Below are 20,553 nucleotides of genomic sequence, written 5' to 3'. Positions count from 1 at the left end.
CCTCCTTTGTAAAAAGCCACTATCCAACAATCCTCTGATCTACATCGGACTACCTGCCCTTCCTGCCTTTTCGTCTGCATGTTTTCTTCTTCGTGGAATTATGAGGAGATGTTCCTCTCTGAATCAGTAAGAATCTCTGATATACGCAGAATACCAGATTTTGGAAAATAAGTCAAGTGAAGAATTTAAAGGGGAAGGCTGTCACGAAGGCAGAGACTTCCCCACCCCACCTCCGGATTCGGATACTCTGCATACGCCGGAAGCGGACGGGTTCCCTTTTTCAGATAGGCGATCGCCTTTTCTCCATAGAGATAGGGATCGTTGCCGTCGGTGATCCCCCACTGCAATAAAAGAGCGGCGGCTCCTGTGGCAAAGGGAGTGGCAAAGGAGGTTCCCGTAGCCTCCGTATAACCGCCTCCGGGATCCGTCGTCATGATACGGACGCCCGGAGCTGTCAGATCCGGCTTTCTCCGCCCGTCGCGGGTATCTCCTCTGCCGGAAAAATCCGCATAGGTCAGGGTTCTGCTGTCGTAGGCGCCTACTGAAAGGATATGCTCTGCTGTGGAGGGAATCGTAAGCGTCGTATCCGAAGACGGACGCAGAAACCGGGTCGCTCCGTTCAGGACGGAAGTGCCGGGAAGCCATAAGTTGTAGCGGCCGTCCCGGACTTCACCTGCTGTCAGCTCCACTGTCCAGATTCCGCTATCTACATAGGTTTCACGGGGCAACAGCTCCAGATAAAGCTCCTGCGACTGACTGTAAGGCGAAGGCTCCCCGTAATATAAGAGAAGCTCCGTTTCTTCCAATACAAAGCGCTGCGCCCCCAGAAGCTGCTGTATCGGCCCCGCCCGTCTCCCACCCGGACTTATCAATGTTATGCCAACTTCATCCAGGTAGGATTTCCAGATTTGAATGCTGAAAGCCGTTTCATACTCTCCTACAGCCAATTCGATGCTCTCAGTCACAAAAGCCCGCAGCGTCCCTGCCGCATGACCGGAGGCGTAGCCTTCATTTCCCGTACCGATACAGATAACCGATTTCCAGACCCGGGCCGCGTCCGCAATATAAGTCTCCAGAAGCGACGAACCGGCGTGATCTCCATAGCTGTTCCCAAGACTGATGTTGACGGCCACGGGCAGACGAAGTTCCAAGGCCTTCCGGATACAGTAATCCAGCCCCTGCATCAGCTCTGTAGTCCGGGGAAAGGAGTTTTCCCGGGGCGTCCCCAGCTTTACCGCCAGAATCGGACTTCGACCGGCAATTCCCCGATATTCTCCACCGCTGGCCCGGCCATTTCCCGCCGCGATTCCCAAAACACGGGTTCCATGTCCGCTGACATCGCGGCTTGGCACCCTACCATACCGCTCTTCCGGCGTCCCCGCCTTCAATGCCTCGTTGATCTCCTGCTGCGTATATTCCGTTCCAATGCGGTAGCCCTCCGGAGGCCTGCCGGGAATGGTCTGATCCCACAGAGCCAGAATCCGGGTGCTTCCGTCCTCCATGCGAAAATCCGGGTGGGCGTAATCCACCCCGGAATCCAACAGCGCCACCAGTACCCCATCCCCATACAAATCATACCGGGCATTCTGGACCGCAGGAATACAGGAGGCTGTCTTTCCCTGATTCACAGAGAAAAACAGCCTCTTTGGTTTTTCGATATATTCGATTTCCGGTGCCTGGGCCAGGCGTCCAAGCCCGGATTCCGGTATCTGTATGATTGCATATCCATTCAGAAGCTCGGTTGTCTGTATGCCTTCCTGCTCCAGAAAAGCAAGCGAGCCGGAATACTTCACGATCACTTCCCAGATTTTTTCCTGCCTGTCATAGCCCACCTCCAGGTTGCCGGAACGCGCCCGCTCCTCCGGGGTGGCCAGAAGCGCCAGGTTCAGAAGATTTTCCATAACCGGATTATTCATTCGCATACCCTCTCTGTTCTTCTCACTGATACAGTATGCGTTTTCTGCCGGAAATGGTTCCGTTTCCAGCCTATCCCTGTCTGAGTACCTCCAGCGCCATCTTAAGCTCCGGTACGCTCACCTGCCCCGGCGCGGAGGCCACGCCTGCGCTTCCAAAGGTCATGGCGGAGCCGAAGACCTCACCGGCCAGACGGCTCACCGCCCCCTTCGGACCCATGGACATGGTTACCACGGGCTGCTTCGCGTACTGCTCCTGCATTTCCCAGGTAGCCGAAAGAAGCGTCAGCACGTCCCCCGCGTCCTGAGGCATGACCGCAAGCTTCAGAAGATCCGCTCCGCAGTCCTGCATCCGGATTAGACGGGCAAGGATCTCCTCTTTTGCCGGAGTCTTTTCGAAATCATGGCTGGAGGCAATCACCTTTACCCCCTGCGCCTTTGCCTCTTTGCAGATATCCCGAAGCAGCTTCTCTCCCCGGAACAGCTCCACGTCGATGAGATCCGCCTGTCCGGACATAAGGGCCGTCCTTAAAAATGCCGCATAATCCTTAGGGCTTACGCTCTGCTCGCCGCCCTCCTCTCTGGTCCGGAATGTCACCAGAAGCGGCAGCTCGCCCAGCTCTTCACGCAGCCACGCCAGCGTAGCTTCCAGTTTTTCCCTGTCAAATACTTTCTCATACCAGTCGGCCCGCCATTCCGCCAGATCCGGCTTCGCCGCTTTCAGCTCTGCAGTCCGCAGCGCAATCTCTTCTCTGGTGCGGCCCGTTATCGGAACGCAGATCTTCGGTCTTCCTTCTCCAAAAACAAGTTTTTTTATTTTCACTCGATTCATCTATTTTTCTCCTGATTCCGTTTGCTTTTTGCACCATTTTACCATATAATAGAACTATTGGACAGCAGATTTCTCAGAAATCTGTCTGTAATCTGAATTCTATATGAAACGAGGTATTGGGAAATGGAAGAAAAAACAACAATGGACGATTTCAAGGAAGAGCTGGAGGCTTCCTTCCAGGATACACAGGAGAATGATGTGGCTGACATCACAGATCCGGCATGGCAGACTCTGGTACAGTATCTGGAGGACAAGACCGTTCTCACCGTAAAAATCAGCGGCATTGTCAAGTCCGGCGTAGTCGCTTACGTAGAAGGAATCCGCGGCTTTATCCCGGCTTCCAAGCTTTCTCTGGGCTATGTGGAGAACCTGGAGGACTGGCTGAATAAGAAGATCCAGGTACAGGTTATCACTGCAGATCCGGAGAACCAGAAGCTGGTTCTCTCCGCAAGAGAGCTGCTTCGCGAGAAGGCTGCCGAGGAGCGTCGGTCAAAACTGGCCAGCGTACAGGTCGGTCTGGTAACGGAAGGAAAGGTCGAGAGCATTCAGCCCTACGGCGCATTCATCGATCTGGGCGACGGTCTCTCCGGACTGGTACACGTATCCCAGATTTCTGAAAAGCGTATCAAGAGCCCGGACGTGGTTCTGAAGGTCGGCGATACCGTAAAGGTAAAGGTTATCGCTATCAAGGACGGCAAGCTGTCCCTGAGCATGAAGGCGCTGAACGAAGCCGCTGCGGAAGATCTTCCGGAAGAAAAAATCGAAATCCCGAAGGCGGAGGAGCTGACCACCACCCTGGGAGACCTTTTCAGGAATATCAAGCTGTAAAATAACATTGCCCCGGCAGTCTGGCTGCCGGGGCATTTTTTATCTCTTTCTTCTTTATTTTCCTACGGAATCAAACTCTTCGCAGATCTCCTTGGAGGGAGCCGCTGTCAGCAGAGAAACAATGACAATTGCCAGAGCGGATACGATGAACGCCGGAAGCAGCTCGTAGATGTTCCAGACGCCGCCCATGGGACGAACCAGATACTTCCATACGAATACCATCACGCCGCCTGCGATCATGCCGGCCAGTGCGCCCTGCATATTGGTACGCTTCCAGAACAGTGCAAAGAGAACCAGCGGTCCGAAGGCTGCGCCGAAGCCTGCCCATGCAAAGGATACGATATAGAATACGGAGCTGTCCGGATTCCATGCCAGGAAAATCGCCACAACGGCAATGCCAATTACGGTCAGACGCGCTGCCATCATGGAAGCCTTTGCGCTCATCTTAATCTTCAGGAAATCCTGCAGCAGGTTCTGGGATACGCCAGAAGCCGCCGTCAGAAGCTGAGAGTCTGCCGTAGACATGGTGCAGGCCAGGATACCGGCCAGAACCACGCCTGCAATCAGAGAGAGCAGGAAATTATGCTGTCCCAGCAGATGTGCGAAACGGATAATGACGGTCTCAGACTCTGCGCTGGTCGCGAAGGTCGGAATCGCCCCCTGTACAGAAGCCGCGCAGCCAATCACACCGATCAGGATAGCCACTGCCATGGAAATTACAACCCAGATACTGGCAATCCGGCGGGAAAGCGTCAGCTTATTCTCGTCTTCGATAGCCATAAAACGAAGCAGGATATGAGGCATTCCGAAATAGCCCAGTCCCCACGCCATGGTAGATACAATCGTCAGCAGACTGTAGGGGCTAGCCGTATTGGTGGCACCATCATGCATCTGCGTCATGGAAAGATATCCGGCCAGTGAGTTCGCATTTGCCATAACCGCGTCCCAGCCGCCTGCCAGATGGATTCCGTAAAATACGATAACCACCAGAGAAATACTCATAACAATACTCTGAATCAGGTCTGTAGTAGATACGGCCATAAAACCGCCCATGACGGTGTAACCTACGATGACTACTGCTCCGACAATCATCGCCACATGATACTCGACTCCGAAGAGACTGGAGAACAGTGTTCCGATCGCCTTAAAGCCAGACGCCGTATAGGGAATAAAGAAAATCAGAATCACAATTGCCGCGATACACATCAGAATGTTCTTCTCGTCCCGGAAACGTCTGGAAAAGAAATCCGGAATGGTAATCGCGTTGCATTTTACAGAATAGCGGCGCAGACGCTTTGCCACAATCAGCCAGTTCAGGTAGGTTCCCAGGCCCAGGCCGATAGCGGTCCAACCTGCGTCAGAGATACCGGTCAGATAAGCGACGCCCGGCAATCCCATCAGAAGCCAGCTGCTCATGTCCGACGCCTCCGCGCTCATTGCCGTTACCAGCGGTCCCAGCTTACGGCCGCCCAGATAAAATTCATCTGCGGAATCTCCGCTGCCCTTCTTACTGAAATAGAATCCCACGTAGACCATCGCTGCCAGATAAATCACGATCGCCGCGAGAATTCCAACTTGTCCTGCCATAGTTATTTCCTCCTCATACCTTTACAATCGCGGGATCCGTTCAGGCGTCTCCCGCACATGAGGCTTATTATAGCACAACGAAAATTAGACTACAATACAGAATAATGTATAGAACAAATCCTGTACTTTCATTTCGAAAATACAGGATTTTCATTGAATTTACAGTATTTTTATACTAGACGATATTTTAGAAGATACAAAATACGAAAAATAAATTTTCTACTTTTGAGGCAGAAAGCTGCTCAGGAATACCGGAAGCACACGCCCGCTGTACTCCACCAGGGAATATTCCCCGGCACAGAGACACCAGTCATACAGCAGCGCCCGTTCGCAGAGGGCATAGAGCTTCACCATCTCGCTGACACCGGAGATCCGGCTCAGCTCGCCGCTTTCCCGGCCTCTGGCAATGATTTTCCGGAGCAGCTTATAATAAATCCGGTTGTGATCCAGCAGATGCTTCTCGCCGCTGGTCGTCAGCTGGGTGGAATAAAGCCGCGCCAGCAGATCCAGGGAAATACTGTCCTCAATCATTTTAAACAGCTCCTGATTCAGAAACAACAGCTGCTCCATCGCCGTCATCTCCGGCGTCAGCTCCTCCATCAGCTCCTCATACTTCTCATCGAAAAGAGAACTTAAGGTAGAGAGAAGCGCGTCCTTTCCGTCAAAATAGTGATAAAAGGAACCCTTGGAGGTGCCGGAGAGGGCTATGATCTCCTCCACCGTCGTGTCCTCATAGCCCTGCTCGTAAAAAAGCTTCCAGGCCGCGCTGACAATTTTTCCTCTTGTATTTCTCGCGTTTTTCTTCGCCATTCTCTTCTCCCTGTCTGCTGCCCGTTTCCCGGGCTTATTCATTCTATTATCTATAGCTTTTACGTTCCTGAATTCATTTCAGACTCCATAGATTCAGCAACATGTCTTTTCTATTACGTCTTTCAGCCGCCAGCGCTCCTCCGACGTCAGAAAGGCCGCGTCCGCTGCGTTGAGGAGCAATTTTTTCCGTTCCTCTGCTGTCATTCCCAGTTCCCGGGACAGCAGGCCGAATTCCTTTTCTATGGTTGTATCCGACACCGTCATATTGTCTGTATTGACTGTCACGCACAGGCCCTGCCGCAGGAACTCCAGAACCGGATGCTGCGAAAGAGAGGGAATCGCCTTCGTCTGCACATTGCTGCTGGGACATATTTCCAGTGGAATCCGCTGTTCCCGCAGCCGCTCGAGAAGCTCCGGCTTCTCCGCCGCCCGCACGCCGTGTCCGATACGGCTGGCGCCGAAGGAAAGCGCTGCCTCGATGCTTTCCGGCCCGTCGGCCTCGCCTGCGTGAATCGTAAAGGGCACGCCCAGCTCCCGGGCAAGGGAAAATACCTCCGCAAATTCCTCTGTCGGATACAGGGCTTCCGCCCCGGCCAGATCCAGTGCTGCCACGCCCCGGCCCAGAAAGGCCGCCGCTGTCCGCACCGTCAGAAGGTTTTCCTCCCGGTTGTCCGCTCCGCGCATACAGCACAGAATCAACTTACACCGGAAAAAGGAACCCGCCAGCGCCTCCTGCATCCCCAGAAGGGCAGCCTGTACCACCCGCCCCTGGGTCAGCCCCTTTTTCGTATGAAGCTGGGGCGCAAACCGGATTTCCGCGTAAAGCATTCCCTGCTCCTTCAAAGAGCTGACCAGGATATACATAGCCTTCCGGACAGCCTCCCTGGTCTGCAGCACCTTAAGGGGCAGATCAAACTTCTCCAGATATTCATTCAGGCTCTCGCAGCTCTCCGGAGCTGTCAGAAATAATTTTAATTCATCCGGCTCTTTCGCCGGAAGCAGGATTCCCTGCTCCTGCGCAAGCTCCAGTACGGTGCGCGGAAGCAGGGAACCATCAAAATGCAAATGCAAATCTATCATAGGAAATCCTCTTATTTTTAACAATCCAGCATGGTTTTGCCCTTGCCGCAGACACGCTCAAAGTCACTGCGGAATACGTTCAGGGCCGCTGTTACGGAATCATTTTTAATCAGCAGATCCAGTACGTCCGGGGAAATGGTAGTCGCGCCGATTCCATACTCGCACAGTGTAATAACCTGGCGGGAATTTTTAAAGCTGGCTGCCAGCACCTCGGTCTTAAAGCCGTAGTTGCGGAACATATCGTGAATCTCCTTGGCGGTACGCACGCCGTCGGATCCCAGGTTATCAATACGGTTGATATAGGGCGCCACATAGAGCGCGCCGGATTTGGCCGCCAGGAACGCCTGCATCTGGGTATAAATCGCTGTGGCCGTCACATGGATGCCTGCCGCTGCCAGAATCCGGATAGCCTTCAATCCCTCCTTGGTGGTCGGAATCTTAATATAGGTATCGTCTCCCAGCTCCTTGCGGATCTTGTAGGCTTCCTCCACCATGCCGTCGGCATGATCGCTCAGAACCTGTACATGAAGCTCGCCTTCCTCAATAAAATCCCGGATCTCCTTCAGCACCTCATAGGGTGGGCGCTTCTCCTTCGCCAGAATTGTGGGGTTACAGGTTACGCCGTCCATGGGAAAATACTCATACATGGAACGAATGTCATCAATGTTGGCATTGTCGATAATCAGCTTCATACTACATCGTCTCCTTTTCCATACCTCTTCCCCTTCTGGGGTTTTCGGGATATGTTGTGATATGTTGTGCTATAATGTTATATTTTGTTTTATTTTGTTATATCTTTATTATAATACAACGGGGAAAGAATGCAATGCATAAGATATATAAAATTCCGTTGGAATTTTTCCGTAATTCAGTGATCTTGTTTACTCTCCCGATAATCCTGCACCAGGAACAGTACCGCCATTCCCTCAAAGGCAATCATCACCGGATAGGCTCCTGACAGATACCAGTACAGAATCGCGTTCCAGCCGGAGATCTCCGAGTAAGAGATTCCACCCAGCAGTACAAAATAGCTGGCCAGCAGGGCGGAAAGGGTCAGCCATACGGACAGATCCCGTCCATCTTCATCTTTCACCTTCTGCAGGCGGCGCTTCAGCATCCGCACGCAAAGCGCCAGATAAGCTAGAACTCCTGCCGCTGCCGCCACGGCTCCGGTAACATGGTACACCTGACGGATGCCATTTAAAAGGACGCCTTTATAGTTGATTTTTGCCAGGAAACCATGCTGCTCCGGCACATCCCAGTACCAGTCCAGATTCAGGCAGGAAGTCCCGCTCTCCACACGGGTCAGATCCTCCGAAAGCTCGTAGGAATCCAGAAGCGTTCCATTCCGGTAGGCCTTCAGATAAAGGGTCTGAGGCTTGTCCTCCACCGACAGCTTCAGGGAGAACCGGCATTTTTCACTGCCGGGCGCTTCGATCCCCTGTCCCGCCAGATAGGCCGCGATATCAGCGCTTTCCGTAAACTCTGCCGTGCCGAGCACAGCCCCGTCCGCCGTCTCCGCCTGCAGGGTCACGCCGTCCATGCCTTCATAGGAAGCGTACCAACCTGCCATTTCCACCAGATCGGACTCATACCAGACAGCCTTGTCTCCGGTAATACGCTCAAACAGTGGAATTCCGCCGTTATCGTCGGGCTCACTGTAAAGATACACCAGCGTCTCCATCTCATCATAGGTGGTGGTATAAGCAATAGCCTTGCCTAACGCGCCGAACAGATCTCCGAGATACCCTTCCCGCCAGGGGGACATATAGGTGGATGGCATGGTCGCCTGCCGTGTGAGGCGTCCCTCGTCCATGGCCGTTTCCAGCTCGTCGCGGATCTGCAGACAGACCCGGTTCACCGTTTCCCCGTCTGTATAATATCCGGCCTGCATAAGCGCCGTACGGAAGATCCAGAATACCCAGCCGTCCCGTACCTCCCAGTCCTTTTCATTTTCCTCAGAGCCGGCCCAGTAGAGACGGCTGCTGTGGATATAAGGCTCCAGTTCCTTTAAAGTAGGACACTCGTCGCACATACGCGCCACCTTTTCCCGGGTCATGGTAACACCCGGAATATCCTCCTCCGGCTTCACCGCCATCATGCTTTTATACATTTCCGCAAAGCCGCCCTTTTGCAATTCGTTGGTCAGGCGAATGTTATAATGATTATAATTTTCCTGGGCAATCAGCTGTCCCGCGCCCCAGACGCAGAGGAAGGGCAGAAGCACCAGCACGGCCTTCACCGCGTATGCTTTGGCGTGTTCCTTACGCCAGAGGAAGAACATAGTTCCCAGATAAACCAGTACAAATACAATGAGGAAGGGCTCCACCCAGATGGCGTCCTCTCTGGTATAAAAAAATGACACCATGCCTGCCGCTGCAGTCAGAAGCCACAGAAGCTGCTTTCGCACCGGTTCTCTCCGGCGCAGCCACAGAGCCAGCAGTCCTCCGAAAATCAACAGCACCTGGATATAGGAAATGCTGTTGCGGTACACTCTCTGAAAGGCCTGTACCGAATAGGATACCGGATTCCACAGAAGCACCAGATACAGCACAAGGCACGCCCAGTCTTTCTTCAAAAGCGGCCGCAGGGCATACACAAAAAGCATGCAGCTGACGGTATACAGAAGCGCCGTCACATTCAGATAGGACAGATGTAAAAAGTTAATAACCGCCAGATACAGCGGGAAAAACATACCCTTGGTCAGGGTCAGGTCGTTGTATTCTCCCAGCCACTGTCCGTTTCGCAGGGCGTCTGCCATATGTACCATAATCCAGTCGTCATGGATGCCTCTGGGCACCGCCATAATCGGCAGGTTATAAACCAGAAACTGCTTTCCTGCTCCCAGAAGCACCAGGATCAGAAAGAAGCACAGCTCCTTTTTTCCAGTTGATAGATTTTTCCGGAAATTCATGAAAGTCTCTCCTTATCGATCCAGTATCATCTGATCGTATGTCAGGAACTCAAAGCCCAGACGCTCGTACAGGCGCACCGCCTTCTCATTGCTGCGGGTAACCTCCAGACGGAACCGGCGTACCTGGGGCTTTGATTTCATAACTTCCTCAAAAAAGCGGGTTCCGTAGCCCTTTCCCCGGGTCTCCTCCTTCAGGTAAAGCTCCTCAAACATCAGGCAGCGTCCGCCCACCTCACAGGCGTAGTATTCTGTAATATAGCCGAAGCCCAGGATACGGTCGTCCTCCGTCAGTACAATTCCTTCCAGAATCGGATCGTCGCTGACAGCGTCCGCAAAGGTCTGTTCCAGCTTCTCATGGGGTACCGGGTGGCAGACGGCGTCGCTGTGATAAAACTCCTCCACCATCGCCAGTACTTCATCGTGCATCTCTTTTGTCATTTTTTTCAGTGCAAACATGGTAACTTTTCTCCTTATTACGCATTGGTATTTACAGTGTACCTTGAATCCGGCTTTCCGTCAACCATGCTTGCCCGGACGCCTTAGCGTTCCTGGATCTGATAGGCCAGTCCTGCCTCCTCCATCAGATCCATGTAGGGACGGGAGGGGAAGTACTCCGGCGAGAATACGCCGGCCTCCTTCCAGATTCCCCGGCCTATAAGCTCGATGGCCAGAGCCGCTCCAAAGCCGGTCTGGGCTACCACTGCCTGCAGTCCGAAATCCCGCAGCGCCTCCTGATTGTCAAAGGGCTGATAGATAAAATATTCCTTCTTCTCTCCGTCCTTGATACCGATACAGTCCACGCCCACGCACATACCGCCTGTCATGTCCTCTCCGATATCCTTGGGCTGGGGCGCGCAGGCCGCTACCACATCCCGGGGCACCACCTTCACATCTCCCACCTGAACCGGATGGATATTCCGGAGTCCCAGCTTATCCAGAACCTTCAGAGCGTTCAGCAGGTTATCGTCCAGGGCAATCTTGAAGCTGGCCTTCTGTAATCCATATTTTTCCAGGTACCGCGGCATGGTGACTACCTCCTCGTGCTCCACCTTTACCAGATGATTGACACCGAAGGGCTCCGGCATCCGGAAGTCCTCCTCTCCCGCAAAGGCATCCTCGATGAGGAAGCCGCCCTCCCGGCTCCATTCCGCGTTGGGATTCATTACTTCGTCCAACACCGTCCATACATTGAAACCAAAGATAATCTCGTCCTTCTCACTCTCCGGCGGCGTCAGATTGCCGCCGTCCTTCACATGCACCTCCAGCAGCTCATCAAACAGGTATTCTGCCGCGTATTTGGCAAATACATTTACCACGCCCGGATCGATGCCCAGACAGATACAGGCCATCTGACCCTTTTCCTTCCAGGCCTCGTGCCGGTCAAAATTGTATTTGGTCATGGGCTCCAGGTAAGCCCCCTCAAAGCCCTTTCCGAATTCCGGATGATCCTTCGGCACCGACCAGGTGCCCATGCTGGCATAATCAGCTCCCGCCTCAAAGGCCGCGTCAAATATAAAATTGCTCACAAAGGGAGAGGCCGCGTCCATCACAAAATCAATCCGGTACTCCCGCATAAGCGCCGTCAGCGCTTCCCGGTCTCTGGCGTCCACCTGCGCCGTCTCATACTGCGTTCCTTCCCGGTATTTCCGCTCCTGCTCCAGATGGCTCTTTACCTCGTCTGCCCGCTTTAAATCAAAATCCGCCAGCAGCACATAAGAAAGCCACTCTCCCTTGGGATCCCGCTTTTCCAGCATTTTTAAAATACATTCTCCTACGGCGCCTGCGCCTGTCAGCATCATTCTCATATCTTATACACTCCTTTTCTCTGGTGTCTGTTTCTCTAGCTTTACTTTCGCAGCTGCTCCTTCATCGCTTTTTTCCGCCGGGTCATCAGCCCGCCGATTCTTCCGGTTTCCTTGGCGGAAAGTGATTTCCAGCCCTTTTCCAGTACCTGATCCAGAAGTCCCAGTTCCTCGGCAATCTCATATTTCAGTTGCTCCTCCGGCTCCAGCTTCCGCAAATCCGGCTTTTTTGTTTTTCCCATAAAAAGACCATACCCCTTTCTGTTTTCTAAAAGAAGTATGGCCATTTTCTCAATCCTTATTCGCCCTACAGGCCCTTTCTTCCGCAGCACTGCTTATACTTCTTGCCGCTTCCGCAGGGACATGGATCGTTGGGATATACTTTGGCGGCCTCGCGCTTCTTAGGCGCTGCTGCCAGAGAGGTATCCTTGTTCGTTCCCGTTACCTTGGCTACCTGTTCACGCTCTGCTTTCTCCTCCACGCGGACATGAAGCAAAATCCGGACGGTTTCCTCCTGAATGCTGGCTGTCATGGCAGAGAACATCTCATAACCGCTGAGCTTATACTCTACCAGCGGATCACGCTGGGCGAATGCCTGCAGGCCGATACCCTGACGCAGCTGCTCCATATCGTCGATGTGATCCATCCACTTCCGGTCAATCACCTTCAGCAGGAACACGCGCTCCAGCTCACGAAGCATCTCCGGATTCGGGAACTCAGACTCCTTCAGCTCATAGAGCTTCACAGCCTCTTCCTTCAGCATATGCTTCAGTTCTGCCTTGTTCTTCTTGTCGGCGATCCGCTCCGGTGTAATGGTCTTCAGCGGAATCGTGCGGAGCAGGGACTCATTCAGGCCGATGAGATCCCAGTCGTCCTTATCCTGATCGTCGCCAATCAGGCTGTCTACCACATTCTCAACGGTATCGGTGAGCATCTTATAGATGGCGTCGCGCATGCTCTCGCCGTTCAGTACCCGGCGACGCTCCGCATAGATGATCTCACGCTGCTCATTCATAACCTGGTCATACTCCAGCAGGTTCTTACGAATACCGAAGTTGTTGCTCTCGATCTTCTTCTGGGCCTTCTCGATAGCGTCGGAAAGCATCTTATGCTCAATCTGCTCATTTTCCGGCACACCCAGGGCGTTGAACACGCTCATCAGACGCTCGGATCCGAAGAGACGCATCAGATCGTCCTCCAGAGAAATATAGAAACGGGATTCTCCCGGATCTCCCTGACGTCCGGAACGTCCTCGCAGCTGATTGTCAATACGACGGGACTCATGGCGCTCGGTACCGATAATCTTCAGTCCGCCTGCTTCCTTCGCATCCTCGTCCAGCTTAATATCCGTACCACGGCCCGCCATGTTGGTAGCGATGGTAACTGCTCCATGCTGTCCGGCAAGGGCTACGATCTCTGCCTCACGCTCATGGAACTTCGCGTTCAATACCTCATGCGGAATGCCCTTCTTGCGAAGCAGTCCGCTTAAGTACTCAGAGGTCTCAATGGTAATGGTACCTACCAGAACCGGCTGACCCTTGGCGTGAGCACGCTCGATCTCCTCCACAACTGCATGGAATTTCTCTTTCTTGGTCTTGTATACCGCGTCGTCCAGATCCTTTCGGATAACCGGACGGTTAGTCGGAATCTCGATAACGTCCATACCGTAGATCTCGCGGAACTCCTTCTCCTCTGTCAGAGCGGTACCGGTCATACCGGCCTTCTTTGCGTATTTATTGAAGAAGTTCTGGAAGGTAATATTCGCCAGCGTCTTGCTCTCGCGCTTCACCTTTACATGCTCCTTCGCCTCGATAGCCTGATGAAGTCCGTCGGAGTAACGGCGTCCCGGCATAATACGTCCGGTAAACTCATCGACGATCAGAACCTGATCATCCTTTACCACGTAATCCTGATCCCGGAACATCAGATAGTTGGCGCGCAGGGCCAGAATCATATTGTGCTGGATCTCCAGGTTCTCCGGATCTGCCAGGTTCTCGATGTGGAAATAATCCTCCACCCGCTTCACGCCGTCTGCCGTCAGGTTGACGATCTTATCCTTCTCATTGACGATAAACTCGCCGGTCTCCTCGATCTCTTCGCCCATGATGGCGTTCATCTTGCTGAACTCACCACTGGCCTCACCGCGCTTCATGGTCTTCGCCAGCGCGTCGCAGATCTCGTAAAGCTTGGTGGACTTGCCGCTCTGTCCGGAGATAATCAGCGGGGTACGGGCCTCGTCGATCAGAATGGAGTCAATCTCGTCGATGATCGCGTAATGCAGCTCTCTCTGTACCAGCTGCTCCTTGTAGATAACCATGTTATCACGCAGATAATCAAAGCCCAGCTCATTGTTGGTTACATAAGTAATATCACAGTTATAAGCGGCGCGCCGCTCATCTCCTGTGCTGCTGTTCAGGACCACGCCGACGGTCAGTCCCAGAGCCTCATGTACCTTGCCCATCCAGGACGCGTCACGGTGAGCCAGATAATCATTGACCGTAACGATATGGACGCCCTTACCCTCCAATGCGTTCAGGTAAGCCGGAAGGGTGGACACCAGGGTCTTTCCTTCACCTGTCTTCATCTCGGCGATACGTCCCTGATGCAGGATAATACCACCAATCAGCTGTACCCGGTAATGCTCCATACCCAGCACACGCTTCGCAGCCTCGCGGACGGTCGCGAAAGCCTCTACCAGTAAATCATCCAGGGTCTCGCCATCGGCCAGACGCTGCTTAAATTCTTTTGTCTTTCCCTTCAGCTCTTCATCAGAAAGCTTCTGCATCTCCGGGCGGAGCGCTTCGATCCGATCTACCAGCGGGTAAATCAGCTTCAGTTCCCTTTCACTGTGAGTACCAAACATTTTTGTAAATAAACTCATCTGCTAACTCCAATCTTCATGTCTCAAATATTTCAGACCATACTCTGTTTCACATTTTAACACTATACGGCGGAATATTCAAGCAATTTTGCCGGATCTGAAAAGGGGCTGCGCCTGCGCGCAGCCCCCTGTTATTCTCTGTCTTAATGTTCCGGCTCAATCAGTCCGTAGGTATTGCCCTTTCTCTTGTAAACCACATTGATCTGTTCGGTCTCCGCATTCACAAATACGTAGAAGCTGTGACCCAGCATCTCCATCTGTACGCAGGCATCCTCCGGATACATGGGCTTCATATCGAACTGCTTGGTACGGATGATACGAACCTCCTCGTCCTCCACCTCTTTGTCGATGAATTCCTGCCGGAAGCTTCCGCCTCCCTGCTCTCTCTGTACGATCTTGTTCTTGTACTTACGAAGCTGACGCTCAATGACCTCTTCCACCAAATCAATGGATACATACATATCATTGCTTACCTGCTCGGAACGAATCACGGTTCCCTTTACAGGAATGGTAACCTCAATCTTCTGTCTTTCTTTTTCGACACTTAAAGTAACATGTACTTCCGTGTCCGGAGTAAAATAGCGCCCTAACTTTCCGAGCTTATCCGTTACCGCTGAACGAAGCCCCTCTGTCACATCGATATTTTTGCCGCTGATTACAAAACGCATAAAATCAACTCCTTTACGGTTATTTCAACGAATGCTGTAACTGTTCGCTACCTTCACAGTTACTATCATTCATCTACTGCAAGTATACCACATTTCGGTACGGGATACAACCGCCAAAAAGATCTAATGCGCTTCCGATGGTCACGTCAAGCCGACCCTTTCCAAGCGTGCGTAAAGTCTCCACGTCCTCCATACTGCCCACGCCGCCTGCGTAAGTAATGGGGATTCCGGCCCAGTCTCCCAGCATGGCCGCCAGCTCCCGCTCAATACCGGAAGCCCTGCCCTCCACGTCCACCGCATGAATCAGGAATTCACTGCATTTTCCGGACAATGCATCCAGAAGCGCCGGCGTCACCTGCACCTCGGTAAATTTCTGCCAGCGATCGGTGACAATATAATACGCGCCGTCCTTTTTGCGGCAGCTTAAATCCAGCACCAGACGTTCACGGCCTACCGCCGAGCGCATTTTCTCCAGCTTCTCATAGTGAATCTGTCCGTTCTGGAAGACATAAGAGGTCACGATAACCTGACTTGCTCCCGCGTCCAGATATTCCGCCGCATTCTCCGGGCAGATGCCGCCGCCAATCTGGAGCCCTCCCGGATACGCGCGAAGCGCTTTCAGCGCCTGGGCTTTTGTGGCCTCGTAGTAGAGCGAATCCGCGCCGTTCAACAATATCACATGACCGCCCCTTAAGTCCTCCTCCCGATAAAGCTTCGCGTACCAGGCCGCGTCCTGCTCCGACACAAAATTTTCCCTGGCAAAATCATTTTCATCGGTCAGGCTGCCGCCGACAATCTGCTTCACCTGTCCGTTATGGATATCGATACATGGACGAAACCGCATCCTCCGTTCCTCCCTATTCTCGTGTTTTTTGTTATTATAGTGTTTTCTTCCTTCTTTGTCTACTTTTTATGAATTCTAATTCAGCTCCGCAATCCTGGACACTCCCACATAGATTTCCGAGATCTTATACCAGGTCCGATAATCTACTACCCCCGTCTGGGGCAGTCCGAAGATAGACTGGAACGTCCGCACGCTCTCTGCGGTAGCCGGCCCGTAGACCCCGTCCTCGGCGACAAGCGGAATCGCCGGATAGTTCCGCGCAATCCGGTTTAACTGCTCCTGGAGCTGCAGCACCTTCTGCCCGGAAGCGCCCTCCGTCAGCTCGTAGCCGGGCCAGGAATATGGTACGCCGGAGATCTCCTCGGCTGTATTGATATACATGGATTCCCCATAATAATTCCGCAGGATTTCAATAGCGGTATAGCCCTGCTCTCCCAGCGCCTGGCTTCCCCACTGACTCATCCAGTTGGGACAGCTCACCCGCCTCCCGTCGCAGTACTGGGTCAGAATAGGCTGCTTTACATTGGGCCGGGACAGATAATCCGCAAACAGCTCATCTACAATCAGAGAAATATTCTCGTATATATTCCGATTCCGAATCCATTTATGATCGAAGGCAGTAGAGGAAGTAATGGTAAAATCATAGCCGCGAGATCTATACCATTCGGTATATACCCGGTTCAGGGTAAAGGACATGATCGCAAGCACATTGGCGCGGATAGCCGCATCTGTCCATGTGGCATAAATTTCACTGCTGGCCACATTTTTGATATAATCCCGGTAGCGGACCCAATAATTCGAAGCGCTGCTGTCTGTGGGCGCGCCGTCATGGACAATGACATACTCCGGCACCACCACCCGGCTCAATACAATCTCACCCGTTTCATTTACCGGCTTAATCTCAGCCTCCGCAATCTTCGGCGGATAGTTTCCAAACAGCGTATGCGCCTCAATTACATAGCGCTCAAAGGCGTCTCCCTGTTCCGGCTCCAGACGAATCTCCTGGAGCGCCGTTACCTCCGGCAGAATCTCTGTCCCGGCTATCTCCACCGGTTCAAAACCCGGCGCGGTAACCGACAGGGTATACTCGGAATAGGGCTGGGCCTCTCCCGGCCGCACGCTGTACTCCAGAGGCGGCGCTGCCAGCTCGACCTCGTCTGTCTGCCCGGAGCCGTCAGTGATCAGCTCCTCCACGGTCTTTTCCGGCTCCCCTGTATAGGAAATGGCTACCTTTGCCCCGTCCACGGGCCGGAATCCCCGGGCAGAGGTGATATGAATCTGAAGCTTGCCATAGTCCGGCATGGCGGACTGCATGGCTCTTACTCTAAAATTTTGCATGGTGGTTTCCTGTATGGATTCTTTCTACAATATATGCGAAGATGCGTAAAAAAGCCATGATGAAACTATTTTCTCATCATGGCTTTTCATGATTCTACTTTAATACCCAATAATCTTTTGAAACCAACTGAAAATCATCTAAGATGGCTTTTGCTTTTTCCGGATCAATAACTGTTCTGTTTAACGTCAGAGCTTCCAGCGCCTTTTTATAGTCCTGCTCAATAAACGCGTCTACCGTCAAGCTCTCATATGCGTATTGATTTTCCATCAGACCTTTGTAAAACATATCGATGTTTCCAAAATAATAACCTTCTGCTCCATTTTTCCCAATTGTTCCTGCAACTTCTACAATTGCGTCCTTTTCAAAATTAGGAATAATGCCGTTATTTTTTACCAGAACAATAAACTCGTTATGGAGATCGTATGCTATGGATTCCGCCACTTCTACCATCAATTTACCAAAGACCCCATTGGTAAGCATGGTAATTCCGTCCATTGTATCCCGTCCGACGGCCTGTCCGCAAACCTCAAACACTTCTTTCTCTCGGCTGTCCCGCGCTTCATCCACTCTGGTATAATGTGGATTGCTTTCCTGCACAATTTCATCCGGGAAGAAATAATACTGTAAATATGTGGTCGGAATGTACTCATCAAAGTACTGCATATACTTGTTAACTCTTACATATGTATCCAGCCAGGATTTTGATCTCTGCTCCGCATTAAAGGGCTTAAAATCATGATTTTTCAGATAATCCCTCAACTGATCAAAATAATTATTTCCTGCTGTATCAAACAAATCTGTAAACCAGCCAAAATGATTCAATCCAAAATATCTTGCCCTTAATGTTTCCTGCGGAATCTCCAGGATTTTTGCAAAAGACTTCATCAGAGAAAATGGCTGATCACATAAATTTAAAATTCGTTTATCATCCGGAAATAACCGATCCAATCCAAGCGCTACAATAGCTGCCGGATTTGTATAATTCAGAATCCAGGTATCTTTCGAATAAGAACGAACCTTTTCCACCATTTCCTTCATGGCTCCCAGAGAGCGCATCCCGTAGGAAAACCCTCCCGGCCCACAGGTTTCCTGTCCTACCAGTCCGTATTTTAAAGGCATTTTTTCATCATAGCTTCTCATTTCGCCTTTTCCGACCCTCATCTGACAAAACACAAAGTCGGTATGACAATACGCAACATCCATATCTGTAGTAAATACAACCTCTGCTTCCGGATAATAAGTTTTGAGAACCAGTTCGTCATATGCCTGCATTTTTCCCATACGTTCATTATCAATATCGTAAAATATGATTTTTGTAAGCGGAAAACGTTCTTTCATCTCAATCAGATTGCCTACCAAAGCCGGCACTCTGGCGCTGCCTGCTCCCGCAATCGTAATGATATGTTTTTTTCTGTTCATTGTCATTTCTATCTTATCTCCTCTCCAATCTGTCATCCACTGCATTTCTTACAAACTCAACCAATGGACCAAACACAATATGAATATGCTGCGGAGCCGGGAAAAATACGCCTGAGCAGCCTGATTCACTCAGCTTTTTCTTATCAATTTTCTTAATATCTTCCACGTCAATTCTCAATCGGGTGATACAATTCTCTACATTTTTGATATTTTCTTTTCCACCGAGCGCTTCAATAACTATCTCCGCAATTTTGTCATACTTCTTTTCTTTAATCAGCGTATTGTCCAAAGATGGAGCGTCCTCACGTCCCGGCGTTTTTATGTCGAATTTCAAGATAAACCATTTAAATACCAGATAGGTTACAACTGACACGGCAAGACCGATCAGGACAAAGAATATCCAGTTTGTTTTTTCATACAATAAACCAAAAATTGCAAAGTCAAAAATGGTGCCACGGATATATCCAATTGCAACATGGGCAAAGCTCAAAGCAACTGCTCCGATTCCTATGATACAAGCATAAATAACATACAGAATTGGAGAAATGAATACAAAAGAGAACTCCAACGGTTCCGTAACATTTCCCAACAGCGCAGTAACTACACAGGTGATCATCAATGATTTTACCAGCGGTTTATTTTTCTTATAGGCTGTCTGATACATAGCAAGCGCAATCGCCGGAAATGCAAACATTGTACACAGCATCTGCTGCTGTGCCATAAATCTGGTCAGTTTTGGCATCATGGACCAATATTCACTGGACGGTCCAAGATTAAACAAAATCTCATTCATGGCCGGAACCACGCCTACATATGTTTCACCATTAATCACATAACTTCCTCCAGCTTCCGTGAAACGGAACAGAGAATTCCATAAATGATGAAGGCCAAAGGGAATAAATACTCTTTCCCCTGCTGCTGTAAAAAATGGTCCTACCGGAGACAGAAATATAACGGATAATTTAGTAAGTCCCTTTACAAAGAACTGCCACACAAACGGAACCGTCAGACCAAATGCTGACATCAGCAGAATACAGATAATAGAGACTGATTTTTTACCCGCAAAAAATGCGAATGCAACCGGTAACTCAAGATTATAAAACTTGTCGGTAGCCCATGCCGCTATCAGACCTGCGACGATTCCGCCCAGCGCGTTTATATTTAACGTCTGAATTCCAAGGATTTGAATCTGTCCTACCTGACTCATCGTTTCCGGATCTGCCAGATTGCCCGTTACCTTCAACCACACATTCATGGCAATCAGCATAACCAGATAACCAATAACAGAGGCAAATGTTGCAATTCCCTTGTCTTTCTTACTCATTCCATATGCGACGCCCATCGCAAACAGCAACGGGATATTATCAAAGATAATACTCGCAATTGTTCTGATACTTACTAAGATCGTGTTGACAACCGGAGTCCCTAAAAATGGAAATCTTGCTATCATATAGCTTTGTACAAGAGCTCCCGTAATTCCCAATACCATACCTACTGGCGCCATAACACCAATTGGCAATAACAATGTTCTTCCGAATTTCTGTATTGCCTGATTATATTTCTTTAACATTCTTCTTCTCCTATACTTATTTTTTGGTTAACCATGAACTAATTATAAAAAGATATTTCCTGCCAT

General features: G+C 51.0%; 17 protein-coding genes. 1 reads left to right on the top strand and 16 read right to left on the bottom strand.

Going from position 1 to position 20,553, the window contains the following annotated elements; all coding sequences use genetic code 11:
• Positions 1-185: 185 nt before the first annotated feature.
• Complete coding sequence (locus tag ACTNCH_RS10080; protein WP_441019340.1) at positions 186-1,916, bottom strand: S8 family peptidase; 1,731 nt, start codon at positions 1,914-1,916, stop codon at positions 186-188.
• A 70-nt stretch (positions 1,917-1,986) separates the two neighbouring features.
• On the bottom strand, positions 1,987-2,745 hold the full coding sequence (gene aroD, locus ACTNCH_RS10075; protein ID WP_441019339.1) for a type I 3-dehydroquinate dehydratase: 759 nt from the start codon (positions 2,743-2,745) through the stop codon (positions 1,987-1,989).
• 123 nt (positions 2,746-2,868) lie between these two features.
• On the opposite strand from aroD, the gene ACTNCH_RS10070 reads away from it, so the two are divergent.
• A complete protein-coding gene (locus ACTNCH_RS10070) occupies positions 2,869-3,573 on the top strand; it encodes a S1 RNA-binding domain-containing protein (RefSeq protein WP_441019338.1) in 705 nt (234 codons plus the stop codon).
• A 54-nt stretch (positions 3,574-3,627) separates the two neighbouring features.
• Here the strand turns inward: ACTNCH_RS10070 and ACTNCH_RS10065 are convergent, their stop codons facing one another.
• From ACTNCH_RS10065 to ACTNCH_RS10000, 14 genes are all read right to left on the bottom strand, one after another.
• Complete coding sequence (locus tag ACTNCH_RS10065; RefSeq protein WP_441019337.1) at positions 3,628-5,160, bottom strand: sodium/proline symporter; 1,533 nt, start codon at positions 5,158-5,160, stop codon at positions 3,628-3,630.
• Between the two features lie 219 nt (positions 5,161-5,379).
• Positions 5,380-5,970, bottom strand: coding sequence for a TetR/AcrR family transcriptional regulator (locus ACTNCH_RS10060; protein ID WP_441019336.1), 591 nt, complete (start codon positions 5,968-5,970; stop codon positions 5,380-5,382).
• A 93-nt stretch (positions 5,971-6,063) separates the two neighbouring features.
• On the bottom strand, positions 6,064-7,050 hold the full coding sequence (add, locus tag ACTNCH_RS10055) for an adenosine deaminase (RefSeq protein ID WP_441019335.1): 987 nt from the start codon (positions 7,048-7,050) through the stop codon (positions 6,064-6,066).
• A gap of 17 nt (positions 7,051-7,067) precedes the next feature.
• Positions 7,068-7,742, bottom strand: coding sequence for a transaldolase family protein (locus ACTNCH_RS10050; RefSeq protein WP_441019334.1), 675 nt, complete (start codon positions 7,740-7,742; stop codon positions 7,068-7,070).
• A 176-nt stretch (positions 7,743-7,918) separates the two neighbouring features.
• Positions 7,919-9,964, bottom strand: coding sequence for a hypothetical protein (locus tag ACTNCH_RS10045; RefSeq protein WP_441019333.1), 2,046 nt, complete (start codon positions 9,962-9,964; stop codon positions 7,919-7,921).
• Between the two features lie 12 nt (positions 9,965-9,976).
• The gene (locus tag ACTNCH_RS10040; protein ID WP_441019332.1) at positions 9,977-10,420 is read right to left on the bottom strand and encodes a GNAT family N-acetyltransferase; all 444 of its coding nucleotides are present in this window, start codon (positions 10,418-10,420) and stop codon (positions 9,977-9,979) included.
• An 83-nt stretch (positions 10,421-10,503) separates the two neighbouring features.
• Positions 10,504-11,769, bottom strand: coding sequence for a saccharopine dehydrogenase family protein (locus tag ACTNCH_RS10035; protein ID WP_441019331.1), 1,266 nt, complete (start codon positions 11,767-11,769; stop codon positions 10,504-10,506).
• A gap of 41 nt (positions 11,770-11,810) precedes the next feature.
• Complete coding sequence (locus tag ACTNCH_RS10030) at positions 11,811-12,008, bottom strand: small, acid-soluble spore protein, alpha/beta type (RefSeq protein ID WP_441019330.1); 198 nt, start codon at positions 12,006-12,008, stop codon at positions 11,811-11,813.
• 65 nt (positions 12,009-12,073) lie between these two features.
• Positions 12,074-14,647, bottom strand: coding sequence for a preprotein translocase subunit SecA (gene secA / locus ACTNCH_RS10025; RefSeq protein WP_441019329.1), 2,574 nt, complete (start codon positions 14,645-14,647; stop codon positions 12,074-12,076).
• A gap of 143 nt (positions 14,648-14,790) precedes the next feature.
• Positions 14,791-15,315 carry a ribosome hibernation-promoting factor, HPF/YfiA family gene (gene hpf, locus ACTNCH_RS10020; RefSeq protein ID WP_441019328.1) on the bottom strand — a complete coding sequence of 175 codons (525 nt, stop codon included), beginning with the start codon at positions 15,313-15,315 and terminating at the stop codon, positions 14,791-14,793.
• 73 nt (positions 15,316-15,388) lie between these two features.
• A complete protein-coding gene (gene hisA / locus ACTNCH_RS10015; protein WP_441019327.1) occupies positions 15,389-16,159 on the bottom strand; it encodes a phosphoribosylformimino-5-aminoimidazole carboxamide ribotide isomerase in 771 nt (256 codons plus the stop codon).
• Positions 16,160-16,234: 75 nt separating this feature from the next.
• Entirely contained in the window at positions 16,235-17,497 is a 1,263-nt protein-coding gene (locus tag ACTNCH_RS10010; RefSeq protein ID WP_441019326.1) for a peptidoglycan-binding protein, read from the bottom strand.
• Positions 17,498-17,591: 94 nt separating this feature from the next.
• A complete protein-coding gene (locus ACTNCH_RS10005; RefSeq protein ID WP_441019325.1) occupies positions 17,592-18,962 on the bottom strand; it encodes a family 4 glycosyl hydrolase in 1,371 nt (456 codons plus the stop codon).
• On the bottom strand, positions 18,931-20,487 hold the full coding sequence (locus ACTNCH_RS10000; RefSeq protein ID WP_441019324.1) for a PTS transporter subunit EIIC: 1,557 nt from the start codon (positions 20,485-20,487) through the stop codon (positions 18,931-18,933). The genes ACTNCH_RS10005 and ACTNCH_RS10000 overlap by 32 nt, the downstream gene beginning before the upstream one ends.
• Positions 20,488-20,553: the final 66 nt, after the last annotated feature.

Origin of the sequence: Candidatus Merdisoma sp. HCP28S3_D10, assembly GCF_052065835.1 — a bacterium.
In the GTDB taxonomy this organism is placed as follows: Bacteria; Bacillota; Clostridia; order Lachnospirales; family Lachnospiraceae; genus Laedolimicola.
Note: the sequence above shows the minus strand (reverse complement) of the source record. Positions and strands in the feature narration are given on the sequence as shown.

Coding starts and splice junctions, on each gene's coding strand:
- ACTNCH_RS10080 (WP_441019340.1), bottom strand. CDS start 1,916: ATGAATAATCCGGTTATGGAAAATCTTCTGAACCTGGCGCTTCTGGCC.
- aroD (WP_441019339.1), bottom strand. CDS start 2,745: ATGAATCGAGTGAAAATAAAAAAACTTGTTTTTGGAGAAGGAAGACCG.
- ACTNCH_RS10070 (WP_441019338.1), top strand. CDS start 2,869: ATGGAAGAAAAAACAACAATGGACGATTTCAAGGAAGAGCTGGAGGCT.
- ACTNCH_RS10065 (WP_441019337.1), bottom strand. CDS start 5,160: ATGGCAGGACAAGTTGGAATTCTCGCGGCGATCGTGATTTATCTGGCA.
- ACTNCH_RS10060 (WP_441019336.1), bottom strand. CDS start 5,970: ATGGCGAAGAAAAACGCGAGAAATACAAGAGGAAAAATTGTCAGCGCG.
- add (WP_441019335.1), bottom strand. CDS start 7,050: ATGATAGATTTGCATTTGCATTTTGATGGTTCCCTGCTTCCGCGCACC.
- ACTNCH_RS10050 (WP_441019334.1), bottom strand. CDS start 7,742: ATGAAGCTGATTATCGACAATGCCAACATTGATGACATTCGTTCCATG.
- ACTNCH_RS10045 (WP_441019333.1), bottom strand. CDS start 9,964: ATGAATTTCCGGAAAAATCTATCAACTGGAAAAAAGGAGCTGTGCTTC.
- ACTNCH_RS10040 (WP_441019332.1), bottom strand. CDS start 10,420: ATGTTTGCACTGAAAAAAATGACAAAAGAGATGCACGATGAAGTACTG.
- ACTNCH_RS10035 (WP_441019331.1), bottom strand. CDS start 11,769: ATGAGAATGATGCTGACAGGCGCAGGCGCCGTAGGAGAATGTATTTTA.
- ACTNCH_RS10030 (WP_441019330.1), bottom strand. CDS start 12,008: ATGGGAAAAACAAAAAAGCCGGATTTGCGGAAGCTGGAGCCGGAGGAG.
- secA (WP_441019329.1), bottom strand. CDS start 14,647: ATGAGTTTATTTACAAAAATGTTTGGTACTCACAGTGAAAGGGAACTG.
- hpf (WP_441019328.1), bottom strand. CDS start 15,315: ATGCGTTTTGTAATCAGCGGCAAAAATATCGATGTGACAGAGGGGCTT.
- hisA (WP_441019327.1), bottom strand. CDS start 16,159: ATGCGGTTTCGTCCATGTATCGATATCCATAACGGACAGGTGAAGCAG.
- ACTNCH_RS10010 (WP_441019326.1), bottom strand. CDS start 17,497: ATGCAAAATTTTAGAGTAAGAGCCATGCAGTCCGCCATGCCGGACTAT.
- ACTNCH_RS10005 (WP_441019325.1), bottom strand. CDS start 18,962: ATGCAGTGGATGACAGATTGGAGAGGAGATAAGATAGAAATGACAATG.
- ACTNCH_RS10000 (WP_441019324.1), bottom strand. CDS start 20,487: ATGTTAAAGAAATATAATCAGGCAATACAGAAATTCGGAAGAACATTG.